Below are 12,613 nucleotides of genomic sequence, written 5' to 3'. Positions count from 1 at the left end.
TACCTCTCATTAGTAAGGCAAAAATACATCGACCCTGGTTCCCTGGTTACACTTGGAATTAATTTTAATTTCACCCTTATGCTCCTTAATTACCTTTTCGACAATAGAAAGCCCCAGCCCTGTGCCATTTTTTTTGGTGGAATAAAAGGGTGCAAATATCTTGCCAATCTCCCGGGGAGAAATTCCAATTCCATTATCAATTATGCTGATAAGTATTCTTTTTTCACCGGAAATATCACTGCTGATGATTCTTATCATCCCTTCCTTTTCTATGGATTGGACTGCATTAAGGAGGATGTTAACGAAAGCCTGCTGCAGCTGGACATTATTTCCTCTAATCAGAGGGAGTTCACTGGCTAAATCCCTCTCGATCACAATATGCTTTGATTCTTTATGGCAAAGAATAACATTATAACATTTATTTAATACTTCATTGATATTGAGGAGAGCATAACTGTTTTGTTTAGTAATATCGACATAAGAAAGCATTTGTTCCACAACTTCGTTTATCCTGTCCACTTCATGAATGATAGGCTCCAGGAATTCCTGGCAGCCTGGTTGATGTAATAAACTTTTCTCCAAAATCCTGGCACAGCCGCGGATATTCATTAAAGGATTTTTAATATCATGGGCGATACCTGCTGCCAGTTCACCCAGGATTGCAAACTGTTTTAACTGCTCCAGCTCCCGTTCAAGGACCCTTTTATTGGTAACATCCCTAATAATCAGGACAATACCGACAACATTTTTTTTACTGTCGTTCAAAGGAGTAAAGGCTATGTCCAAAACAATTTTGCCGCGAAATTTATTTGTAAACAATATTTCCCTGGCTAAAAAACTATTGTTGTGTTCCTGGACGTATGACATCCCTTCCTCCAAGACTTTTCTCGCCTTGCCGCCCAAATATCTTTCATAGTTGTTCCCTACAATTTTCTCCGGCTCTATGCCAAAAACTGCTTTAACAGCTTTATTGGCCGTTGTGATTTTTCCCTGCAAATCAATGCTGATAATGGCTGATTCAGTGCTGTCAAAAATATTGCGCAGATAATTTTTTTCCTGAACTATTTCATTATTCAGCAACACATTTTCATAAACAATCTTAGTAGTAAAGCGTACAATTTTTAAATCTTTTTCCCTATATCTTAAATTTTTCCCAGCCACAACAAAAAAGACCTTATAATTTTCCTCTTCACGAATGGGAGAAAGAATTATATCCAGGCTTTCTCTTTCGTTGTTGTTGGCAGCAAGGCTGACGTCATTAATACGATATATCTCAGCCATGTGAGTTTTAAGGTATTCATGGAGGTAAGGCCCAATATTGCTATAGTCAATCTCCCCTTCAAAAATTAATCTGCCCCGCTTGGAAACGGTAATAATGGCCATCCAATCCACCGGGATAATCTCCCCCAGGCCCAGGCCTTCGATTTTTTTTAGGGAATTTTGGGCATAGCAGCTGACGTCCTTATAATACATACAAAGTCCCCCATGAAAAAATGCTATTTTTCTTAATAATCTTAATTAAAATTTTATCACATAACTTCTGACAAATACACCACAAGCCCAAAAGCTTGTGGTGTATTTTAAGTATGCTCCCGTGCCCTCGCCAAAGGGTCCCGGGTCATAATCCCTAGTTATTAGCAAAGTTCAAATACCGCTGCTGCACCCATGCCTCCGCCTATACACATACTGACAAGACCATAGCGACCCTTCCTGCGTGTTAATTCAGAAAGCAGCTTGACCAGAAGAAAGGTTCCTGTACAACCCAAGGGATGCCCCAAAGCAATTGCGCCTCCATTAACATTTACTTTTCCGGGATCCAAATCAAGCTCTTTGATGCAGGCAACAGCCTGGGCAGCGAAGGCTTCATTCAATTCTATAAGATCAAGATCCTCTTTATTTATACCTGCAATCTTTAGGGCTTTAGGAATCGCCTTTACAGGACCAATGCCCATTACTTCCGGTTCTACTCCCGCTACGGCAAAAGATCTGAACAAAGCAAGAGGTTTTACCCCTATTTCCCGGGCAGCCCCTTGAGACATAAGTAATACTGCTGCCGCCCCATCGCTCATCTGCGAGGAGTTGCCCGCTGTAACTGTACCATTAGTCTTAAAAACAGGTCTTAATTTGCTTAATCCTTCCAAACTCACATCAGGACGTATACCTTCATCTCTTTCAAAAATAAAAGTCTCACTTCTCATCATACCTGACTGGTCAGCAACGGGTCTAAGGGCTTTTACCGGTATTATTTCTTCCGCAAACTTATTTTCCGACTGGGCTTGCGCCGCTTTAAGATGACTTTCCAAGGCAAAACGGTCTTGTATTTCCCTGGTGACACCGTATTTTTCAGCAACTCTTTCTGCTGTCAAACCCATAGCCAAATATGTTTCAGGATAATTCTCCATAAGATAAGGGTTAGGAGAAATCCGGTTCCCCCCCATTGGTATGGTGCTCATGGACTCTACTCCACCAGCCAAGGCAACATTAGTCTGCCCTGCCATGATGCTATGGGCTGCGGTGGCGACAGATTGCAGACCTGAGGAACAAAATCTGTTAATAGTCTGAGCGGGCACATCTACCGGCAAACCTGCCCTCAGGCTCACTATTCTGGCCAGGTTCATTCCCTGTTCAGCTTCCGGGAAGGCACAGCCAAGGACAAAATCATCTATTTTTCCGGGATCCAGCTGTGGGATGCGTTTAACTACCCCCTGCACAACCTGGGCCGCAATTTCATCAGGTCTTGTATATTTTAATTGGCCCCCTGGGGCTTTGCCTATAGCCGAGCGGCCACAAGCCACAATTACTGCTTCTTTCATCTTTATTCACCCCCGTTCAGTTTCTCAAAGGTTTACCTGTGCTCAGCATATGTTCTATCCTCTGCAAGGTTTTGCTTTCACCGCACAAACTCAGGAAAGCCTCTTTTTCCAATTCCAGGATTTGTTCTTCAGTGACCAGAACCCCGGCCGGCACATCCCCTCCCGTCATAACCCAGGCAATCATCTTGGCGATATGGGCATCATATTCTGTAATAAAGCCGCCTTTATGCATAAAATCTATACTGTATTGCAGCGAGGCCCTTCCCGAAGTCCCCAAAACCTTAACCGGCTTTTTAAGCAAAGGCCTGAATCCACCTTCGGCTAGGAACAGCACCGTATCTTTCGCCTCATCAAGCAAATAATCCTGATTCATGACAATTCTGTCACTGGGCCTCAGGTAACCTTTCTTCACAGCGTCATGAGCACTGCTGGAGACCTTGGCCGAGGCAATAGTTTCCCAGGCCCTGCGCAACTCAGGTAAAAGATCGTTCTGAGGGTTGCCTGCCAACTCTTGAGTGCTTTTTAAAAGCATTTCTTTTGTACCGCCACCCGCAGGGATTAATCCTACCCCGACTTCTACCAAGCCCATATATGTTTCTGCACCGGCTGTTACAGCATGGGCATGCATGGTTATTTCGGCTCCTCCGCCAAGAGTCATCCCGTATGGTGCTGCAACAACGGGCTTATAACTGTATTTTAAAGCCAGATTGGCTCTTTGAAAATTTTCCACTATCCTGCCCAATTCTTCAAACTTTTTCTCCATAGCCAACTTGCCAATAAGATTTAAGTTTGCTCCTACAGAAAAGTTTTTGCTCTGATTGCCAAGCACCAAACCCAGATAGTTTTTCTTAACTTCCTCCACAGCCTCATAAATCATTTCAATAACCAAATCTGTGACTGTGTTGTTTTTAGAACGAAACTGCAGACAAGCTACCCCATCGCCAATATCCAGTAGAGCAGCGTCATTATTAAGTTTTAAAGTTTTATATTTTCCAGAGGCAAGAACAATATAGGGGGCAACATGCTTTTCAGCCTGGTCATAAAACTTGCTCCTACCGGAAGCCAACATTTTTTCGATCCAAGCCGGAATTGCTTCTCCCTCTGTTTTCATTCGCCCCACTGACTTTTCCAGGCCAATAGCATCCCACAGGGCAAACGGGCCTAACTCCCAGTTAAAACCCCATACCAGGGCATTATCGATATCCTTGAAATTATCGGCAAGATCAGGGACCATCTGAGCGGCATAAAGCAAGGTTTTCTTAGTCACCTCCCATGCAAACCGGTTTTCTTTTTCCTCACCATCTATGAGAGCATTAATCCTTCCCTCCAAAGTTTTCTCTTTCATGGCCGATTCTACGGCCTTTAATGATTCTTTGACCAGGGGCACATACTCTTCTTTTTGATAATCCCAGACCAGGGTTTCGCTTCCTTTTTCACCTTTTATCCTTTTATAGAAGCCCTGGCCGGCCTTATCCCCCAGGGCTCCCTTCTCCAGCATTGTTTTCACAAAAACCGGGGGAGCAAAATTCTCTTTTTCTGATGGACTGTCCACATTGTTTACCACATTGTTGGCCACATGGCAAAAGGTGTCAAGCCCCACCATATCCAGGGTACGGAAAGTAGCGCTTTTGGGCCTGCCCATAACTGGTCCCGTCAGCTCATCAATTTGGTTAATGCTGTAACCGTAGTCCAGCATTTTCTTGATTATCTGCAGATAAGCATAGGTTCCTAAGCGGTTGGCTATAAAATTGGGCGTGTCCTTGGCCACTACAATCCCTTTTCCCAACCTTTTACATCCAAAGGTTTTCATAAACTCCACAACTTCTGGCAAACAATTCTCACATGGGATAATCTCCAGGAGCTTCATCCAGCGAGGGGGATTAAAAAAATGGGTTCCCAGAAAATGCTGTCTGAACTCCAAGGGAAAACCTTCTACCATTTTATTGATAGAGATTCCGGAAGTATTAGAACTGACGATAGTTCCCGGCTTGCGATACCGGGCCACCTGATCTAGCAGTTTTTGTTTGATGTCCAACCTCTCCGTAACTGCTTCAATAATCCAGTCCACCTCTTTAAGCAGGTGCATATCATCTTCAAAATTACCCACCTGTATTATTGCTCCCAGGTCTTTGTCATAAATGGCCCTGCTTTTTTCGTCAAGAACCCTGTTCTTGCCAGACTGAGCCAATCGGTTGCGTACTTCTTTGGCATTCAAAGTTAATCCCTGAGCTTTTTCTTTTTCAGTAAGCTCACTAGGCACCATATCCAGGAGCAGGACAGGAATTCCTGCCCCCGCCAGGTGAGCTGCAATGCCTGCTCCCATAACTCCAGCACCAAGTACGGCAGCTCTGCTTATACTGTAATTCATTCATCCATCCCTCACTTTAGCCTTAATTAAACATGCGGATTCTCTGTTAGTAAAGAAGGCCCGCTTCTTTTGCGTCTTTAAGCAACTGTTCCCGGAAATCAGGATGAGCTATCTTTACCAGTTCATGGACACGCCGGGCTATGCTTTTGTTGTAGAGATCAGCTATGCCGTATTCCGTAACAATATACTGCACATCAGACCTGGGAGTGGTGATAACTGAACCAGGAGGAAACTGCAAAACAATTCTTGACTGTAATCCATTTTTTGTTTCCACTACAGAAGAAAGAGCAATGAAAGATTTCCCTCCCTTGGACATAGCCGCTGCCCTGACGAAATCTAATTGTCCCCCTGTACAGCTAAACTGTTCAAAACCTAAAGATTCGGAACAGACCTGCCCGGTAAGGTCCACCATCAAGGCATTATTGATGGAAATAAAATTATCGTTCTGAGCTACATTGTACGGATTGTTCACTTCGTATACTGGAGCCACATGCACCATAGGATTCCTGTCCATAAATTCATAAAGCTCTTTGTTGCCTATTCCAAAACCGCAGACCATTTTCCCTTTGTAATAATTTTTTTTGCTGCAGTTGATTACTCCTTTCTTGGCCAGGTAAACCAAAGATTCAGTAAGCATTTCCGTATGCACACCCAAATCTTTTTTGTCTTCAAGACCGTAGCCCACAGCATTGGCAATTCCACCCAACCCTATTTGAACCGTTGCTCCGTCCGGGATATGGGGCAAAATATGCCCGGCAATTTTCTTTTCAATCTCTGTAACAGGGCTGTTAGGCAGCTCAGGCAGGGGATGATCTTTTTCACAAATATAGTCAACTTGACTGACGTGAATAACATTCTTTTCCCCATAGACAAAAGGTACATTTTTATTGACCTGCACCATAACTACCTCAGCATTGTCAGCTACAAGATCGTTGCAGAAAGTTCCCAGGGGTCCCCAGCTCATGTAACCCCTTTCATCAGGAAGTGAAACCTCTGCCATCAATACTCTGGCTTTGACAATATTATTCATCATCCAATCAATCTTGGAAAAATGAACTGAGATAACATCAACATTGCCTTGCGGCATAAACTTTCTTTCAATAGGCCCCAGGAAAAAAGTATGATAGTTTAGATGACCTTTAAAATTTGGTTTCAATAAAGCAAAAGGATACATCAACAAACCGGAATAGACATTTACATTTTCTAATTCTTCTGCCCGGTTGCATAAAGCATTAACAAGATCCGGAGGCGAGCTGGTAGTAGGAGCAACCCAGATGCTGTCACCTGATCTTACAGCTTTTACTGCTTCTGCAAAATCAACCAGCTTGCTTTTGTATATTTCTTTCCAGTCCATAACTTTTACCTCCTTGATTATCTCTGATTTGCTATCAGTTACTTACCTTTAAAAACAGGTTTTCTTTTTTGCGCAAAAGCTGTAATGCCTTCTTTAAAATCTTCCGTACGGGAACACTGCACCTGATATTCCCATTCGTTGTCCAGGCTGTTTTCTAAACCCTGGAAAACAGCTCTATTGATGAGTGCCTTCATATTGCCCAGGGCTACGCCGGGAAGGGCACAAAGCTTTTGGGCAAGTTCCATGGTGGCCTTGTCCAGCTCTTCCAGGGTTACTACCCTGTTTACCAGTCCCAGGGACAGGGCTTCCTGGGCTGTCACAGGCCGTCCCGTCATAATCAGTTCAGTGGCCCTGGCCGCTCCCAGCATGCGGGTAAGGAGGAAAGTACCGCCCATATCCGGTACGAGCCCAATATTGACAAAAGCCTGAATAAATTTGGCATTATCCGCGGCCACCCGGAAATCGCAAAGCAGCGCCAGGTTAAAGCCGGCACCGGCAGCCGCCCCCTTTACGGAGGCAATGACCGGTTTTCTTAAGTTACGAATCCGTAAGGCAGCCGACCCTACTTTACGGACCCCGCCATAGAGGTCGGACATATTCCCCTCCAGTCCCTTCAGCATCATACGGATGTCCCCTCCTGCGCTAAAGGATTCTCCTTCCGCGGAAATCACCACAACCTTTACCTTTTCATCATCGGCACAAAGGTCCAAGACGGCAGTGAGATCGTCCAGCATGGCCCCATCAAGGGCATTGAGGTTTTGGGGACTGTTAAGCAAGATTGAGGCAATACCCTCGAAAATAGAAAACTTGATTTTCTTAAAATCCATAAACTCACCCCTTTTTTTAAAATTCAATTTTCTAATATTGCAAATATAATGCCAATGTAAAAGGGCCATAAAACCAAGAAAACGGCAAATAATTAATGCAATAATTGCACAAATTACCATTGCCTTTGTGCAATTATTGCATCTACCAAAATAAAAAGCCGGCCATTCATGCCCAGAAAAAATCAACCCCATTAATCCTAATTATTTATAAAAATCTTTACAATGTGTATGAAATACAAAAAAAAATACAGTTCCTGGTATCAGCTTCTTGACCGATACCAGGAACTGTAAATAAATCATAAATCCGGAGACAAACACTAAAACTAAAAGACAATAGCTCTACACAACCATACTGCCGGATTTAGCAACTCTCTTCTTTTCACTATAATCAACAATCACAGCGGCACTGGCGTCTCCTGTAACGTTGATTGTTGTCCGGGCCATATCCAGGATACGGTCAATACCTGCAATGAGCGCAATGCCCTCTAACGGCAGGTTGACAGACTGGAGAACCATGGTCAGCATAATAAGACCGGCGCCGGGTACCCCTGCTGCTCCTATGGAAGCCAAGGTTCCCGTGAGGATTACAGTCAGTTGCTGTCCAAGAGTGAGGTCCATGCCATAAACCTGGGCTACAAAGACGGCACAAACACCTTGATAGATGGCGGTTCCGTCCATATTAATCGTTGCGCCCAGGGGCAGGACAAAACTGGCTACATCTTTATCCACACCCAGGTTCTCTTCCACAGATTTCATAGAAACGGGAAGGGTAGCGGAACTGCTGCAGGTGGTGAAAGCAATGAGCATGGCAGGGGAAAAACCTTGGAAAAATTTAAGGGGATTCATGTTGCCCAAAGTCCTGACGGCTGTAGAGTATACGACGGCAGCATGGAGCAAACAACCGATGTATACGGCAGCGATAACCTTGGCCAGGGGGATTAAAACTTTGGGCCCATTCACAGCCACAACAGGGGTAATTAAAGCAAAGACACCGATAGGGGCGAATTCCATGATTACTCCAGTAATTTTATACATTACCTCAGCCAAACCGTCAAAGAAATTATAGACAGGTTTGGCCCTTTCCCCAATTAAAGTGATGCCTATACCTAAAAATAAGGCAAAGACTATGATTTGCAGCATATCGGCACGAACCATTGAATCAACGGGGTTAGTGGGGAAAATATTGAGGAGAACTTGGGAAAGAGGCGGGGCTTCTTTCCCGGCATATTTGGCATCGGCAGGCAATTTCATGTTGAAGCCGGGATCTAGGAGATTGGCGAGAATCAAACCTATGGTAACGGCAAGGGCGGTTGTAACTAAATAATAGCTGATTGTTTTGCCGCCGATACGGCCCAACTTTTTCACATCGCCCACGGAGGCTGCACCTACTACCAGGGAGGCCAGAACCAGGGGAACAATTACCATTTTTATTAAATTAAGAAATAAAGTCCCAAAAGGTTGAATCCATGTTTTGATGAATCCCGTTGCACTGCTAAGAAGTAAACCGGCAATAATACCAAGGATAAGACCGATGAGTATTTTGGTAGATAACTTCACAAGTATGGCCCCCTTTCAAGTATTTACCTCATCTTTCCTATTTTGACTTTGTAACAAGTTTCGGTTTTACCACCCCTTTTACCTAGTTTTCTAAATCCATCTTTTCATACATTTACTATTTTGTAAATTTTTATTTTACTTTTTTATTCGTTATCTTCAGTCATTTTTTGTCACTTTTCAATGAGCATTCGCGCGCAATTGGGCCACATGATGGTTAAAGGCTATTGACAAAAGAATAGTGAGAAAAATCTGCTGAGGCCCCTTGTAGGCATCTGTGGGATCATACCACTCACTAGGCGAATGGCCATTACCGGATTTACCGCCCGCACCAAGGGTTACAGCAGGAATCCCCAAGCTAATGGGCAGGTTAGAGTCAGTACTGCTGGAGCCTTCCAGTTCGGGCTCCAACCCCAGTGCCTTGGTGGAAAGCCAGGCTGCCTGAACAATGGGCGCATCGTCAGGCTGCGTACCAGCGGGCCTGTCACCAACAAGTTGAATTACAGGGTAGACCTTAGCCTCGGTGTTCCAACGGGTGTTTTCCTCGAGATATGCATCTAGTACAGCTTTCCTAAACAAGGCTTCAGTTTTGCAGACTTCATCCTCGCTATTGGAACGCATATCAACCCACATCTTGGCTTCTGCTGCAATAGAGTTAACAGAGGTTCCGCCACTTATTACACCCACAGTAAACGTAGTTTTGGGATCCTTGGGCACCTGGAAATCGGCAATCTTGGCGATAGCCCTGCCAAGAGCATGAATGGCGCTGGGAACTTTTCCAAAGGCGCCAAAACTGTGTCCACCAGGACCTTTAAAGGTTACTTCAAATCGGTGGCTACCGGTAGCCAGATAACAAATTCCGCTTGCACCAGTACCATCAATGGAAATATATCCATCAATGTCCTTGTTATCCTGGAAAAGGGCTTTTACCCCACGGAGATCGCCCAGGCCTTCTTCCCCTACGTTCCCGCCAAAAAGGGAGGAGACGGAATCTCACAAATCTGTTTTTGTTCGGCCAGGGCCTTGGCATCATCGGCTTTAATAAATTCCAAACCTTTCTTCACAGCATCATTGTTCAACAAGCGGTCATAGGTTAATTTCACATTGGGGGAAACGTTATACGCCGTCGATGCTCCCAGCGCCATTCCAAAACCAATCTTTGACAGTCCAAGGGTTTTGCTTAAACCCGGTTTAGGGTCTCGTGTTTTCGCAGGGTACTCCCGTCTGGCATTTTCCGCAGCCGTAACGGGGGGCAAAACGCACCTTCGTATCGTCAACAAAGCGAGAACATGGTTCATGGGCTTTTCCTGCTTCGGTAATGGCCCCGGCAGGGCAGCGGTCAATACAGGCACCGCACTTTGTACAGTACTCATCAATTTTCAGATAGGAGCGCGGCGTAGGTTCAAACCGGAGATTAACGACAATACTTCCGTAACGCCCGGCGCAGCCCTTTTCCGTAATCAAAGATTTACTTAACCCAAAAGTACCTAACCCGGCAATAAAAGCGGCATGCCGCTCCGACCAGTTGCTCCGTTTATCAATTACTTGGAAACGGGCGTCCTGTACAGGAATAACCGCCTTTCCTCCCATTTTTTCGATTTCTTCCTTAAGAAACCTACGAACGGCATCATTACACAACTCACCCTCATAGCGACCGTACAGCCACTCTTTAGATGGTAAGTGATCCAGCCTGTTAGACTTGCGGACAGTCTCATTAAATGGGAGAAAATATGAAATAACTGTCTGGGCTCCCGGCAGCCATTCCTGAGGATTCAGGTGATGGGGACCTATCACAGAGGGCTCCTTGAGCTTGTCAAACAAGGGATCTTCTGCATTGGCCAATCCCACCAGGGGCCCATCATAGATTTTCATATTTCCTAATTCGGGAACCCTGTTAAGCTGTGTTTCCTCAAGATATTGCGTAATTACCTCAACTATAGCTTTTAAATCCCTCATCTTTATCCCTCCGGCTACAACATCGTACCCATAATACTTCGCTTCGGCTGGGGTAATTCCTTCCATCAGTTTGTTGTATAATATGGTTATCAAGGTATTTAAGGAGGCTACCCATGGACCGGGCCCTGTTTGTCTATAATCCATTATCAGGTGATCGCACTATCCCTACCAGGCTGGATTATCTGATAAACCGTTTTCAGCAAAACAATATTTTGCTTCAACCTTACCGCCTTACGAAAAATGAACCTGATAAGCTCCCGCACATACTGGCGGAAAATGATTTTGCCTTTTTCCTGGTTTCGGGAGGTGACGGGACCCTTAACTCCGTCCTGAATATTCTCTTGAAAAATGGTCTCAACAAACCCATAGGTTTACTTCCTTTTGGAACCTGCAACGACTTTGCTAGGAGCCTCAACCTTCCTGTCAACTTAAACGAATGCCTGAATGTCATTTTCTCCGGCAAAACCGTTGATGTGGATGCGGGCCTCATTAACGAGGAGAGATTTTTCTTCAGCACCTGTGCCGGGGGGCTCTTCGTTGATGTTTCCTTTAAAACCCATGATGAATTAAAGAAAAATTTTGGGCCCTTTGCTTACTATCTTAAGGCCTTAAGTGAAGTAGCGCATATGAAATGCTTCCCCCTCAAAATCGAAACGGAGGCAGAAACCATCGAAGAAAATGTCCTTCTCTTTTTGATTCTAAATGGCACCCACGGAGGAGGTTTTGCTAACCTCATTAAAGATGCGGATATCTCTGACGGTCTCATGGATATTGTCCTCATTAAAAACTGCGCTCACATCGACCTGGCCAATCTCTTTTTCCGGGTTTTAAGCCGGGAATCCCTCAACGACAAAAATGTGACGATTCTCAAGTCCAGGACCTGTAAAATCTCTGGCAGCAGTGAAGTCCTGCTCAGTGTGGACGGTGAAAAGGGTCCAGCTTTGCCCATCAATGTCCGCTTCATTAATAAAGCCCTGAAAGTATTCGTGAAATAATGATAAAATAAATAGAATGAGCAAAGGCTGGAGGGAATCTGGGATGTCTTCTGGCTGGGCCTAAAAAACTAATTCGGAAAAAACGTATTTTAAGAACAGCTCAACGAAAGCTGTTCTTTTTTTGTAATTTTAAACAACCTAAATAACCTAACTTGAGTAATCCTTTTTTACTTTGGAGATAATTACATGTATGGCTTAATATTTCTCTTTAAAAACTATCTTACTGGTAAGGAGGCCTTTTCAAATGTCCCAGTACCCTACTTTACCGTCTTCACTCCCCAAAGACTATGTTGAACCTGATTATCAACTTCCTTCCGGTTATCTGGAAACCTATCTGGTATTAATGGTGCGAGACCCGGAATGTATTTTTGCATACTGGGAAATCTCACCTGTGACCAGAAGTGAATTTGAGCAAAACTACGGGAGGGAAAGCTGGGAAAATTCCCGGCTGGCCATGCGCATTTCCCGGGGAACCGAACAAAATCTGTTCGAACTGGACGAGGCAGCCACCAACTGGTATTTTCATGTGAAAATTTCCAACCAGTCGCTGCTGGGTGAATTAGGCAGGATTTTGCCCGATCAAACCTTCATTGTTTTAGCCTCTGCAAGGTTAGATTTAACCATAGGAACCAACCCTTGCTTTGGCACAAACAGGCTGTACCGGCCCGAACACAGGCAGTTCCTGGAGAAAACGCTGGCTAAACGGCAACAAGAGACACTTTCTTCTTACAGATAAACAACACATG

General features: G+C 44.5%; 11 protein-coding genes. 2 read left to right on the top strand and 9 right to left on the bottom strand.

Annotated elements, in window-relative coordinates; translation table 11 throughout:
- Positions 1-9: 9 nt before the first annotated feature.
- The 9 genes from BR63_RS00980 to BR63_RS00940 all read right to left on the bottom strand — a co-directional run bounded on the left by BR63_RS00980 (position 10) and on the right by BR63_RS00940 (position 10,872).
- The gene (locus BR63_RS00980; protein WP_034424639.1) at positions 10-1,473 is read right to left on the bottom strand and encodes a two-component system sensor histidine kinase NtrB; all 1,464 of its coding nucleotides are present in this window, start codon (positions 1,471-1,473) and stop codon (positions 10-12) included.
- 161 nt (positions 1,474-1,634) lie between these two features.
- Positions 1,635-2,813, bottom strand: coding sequence for a thiolase family protein (locus BR63_RS00975; protein WP_034424637.1), 1,179 nt, complete (start codon positions 2,811-2,813; stop codon positions 1,635-1,637).
- Positions 2,814-2,829: 16 nt separating this feature from the next.
- Positions 2,830-5,181 carry a 3-hydroxyacyl-CoA dehydrogenase/enoyl-CoA hydratase family protein gene (locus BR63_RS00970; protein ID WP_034424635.1) on the bottom strand — a complete coding sequence of 784 codons (2,352 nt, stop codon included), beginning with the start codon at positions 5,179-5,181 and terminating at the stop codon, positions 2,830-2,832.
- Between the two features lie 46 nt (positions 5,182-5,227).
- A complete protein-coding gene (locus BR63_RS00965; protein ID WP_034424632.1) occupies positions 5,228-6,535 on the bottom strand; it encodes an acetyl-CoA hydrolase/transferase family protein in 1,308 nt (435 codons plus the stop codon).
- 38 nt (positions 6,536-6,573) lie between these two features.
- The gene (locus tag BR63_RS00960) at positions 6,574-7,362 is read right to left on the bottom strand and encodes an enoyl-CoA hydratase/isomerase family protein (protein WP_034424653.1); all 789 of its coding nucleotides are present in this window, start codon (positions 7,360-7,362) and stop codon (positions 6,574-6,576) included.
- A gap of 339 nt (positions 7,363-7,701) precedes the next feature.
- Positions 7,702-8,919, bottom strand: coding sequence for a dicarboxylate/amino acid:cation symporter (locus tag BR63_RS00955; protein WP_034424629.1), 1,218 nt, complete (start codon positions 8,917-8,919; stop codon positions 7,702-7,704).
- A 177-nt stretch (positions 8,920-9,096) separates the two neighbouring features.
- Positions 9,097-9,864 (bottom strand): M20/M25/M40 family metallo-hydrolase, encoded by a 768-nt coding sequence (locus BR63_RS00950; RefSeq protein WP_081908268.1) that lies wholly within the window; start codon positions 9,862-9,864, stop codon positions 9,097-9,099.
- Positions 9,865-9,875: 11 nt separating this feature from the next.
- Positions 9,876-10,061: a hypothetical protein gene (locus BR63_RS00945; protein WP_153802157.1), complete on the bottom strand. Its 186-nt coding sequence runs from the start codon at positions 10,059-10,061 to the stop codon at positions 9,876-9,878.
- 46 nt (positions 10,062-10,107) lie between these two features.
- Positions 10,108-10,872 (bottom strand): 4Fe-4S binding protein, encoded by a 765-nt coding sequence (locus BR63_RS00940; RefSeq protein ID WP_034424626.1) that lies wholly within the window; start codon positions 10,870-10,872, stop codon positions 10,108-10,110.
- A gap of 113 nt (positions 10,873-10,985) precedes the next feature.
- Here BR63_RS00940 and BR63_RS00935 point away from each other — a divergent pair, with 113 nt between their 5' ends.
- Both BR63_RS00935 and BR63_RS00930 read left to right on the top strand, forming a co-directional pair.
- The gene (locus BR63_RS00935; RefSeq protein WP_034424623.1) at positions 10,986-11,867 is read left to right on the top strand and encodes a YegS/Rv2252/BmrU family lipid kinase; all 882 of its coding nucleotides are present in this window, start codon (positions 10,986-10,988) and stop codon (positions 11,865-11,867) included.
- Between the two features lie 244 nt (positions 11,868-12,111).
- On the top strand, positions 12,112-12,603 hold the full coding sequence (locus BR63_RS00930) for a DUF4912 domain-containing protein (RefSeq protein ID WP_034424620.1): 492 nt from the start codon (positions 12,112-12,114) through the stop codon (positions 12,601-12,603).
- Positions 12,604-12,613 lie beyond the last annotated feature (10 nt).

Source organism: Thermanaerosceptrum fracticalcis (genome assembly GCF_000746025.2).
Lineage (GTDB): Bacteria > Bacillota > Peptococcia > DRI-13 > DRI-13 > Thermanaerosceptrum > Thermanaerosceptrum fracticalcis.
This window is presented reverse-complemented; position numbering and strand designations above follow the sequence as displayed.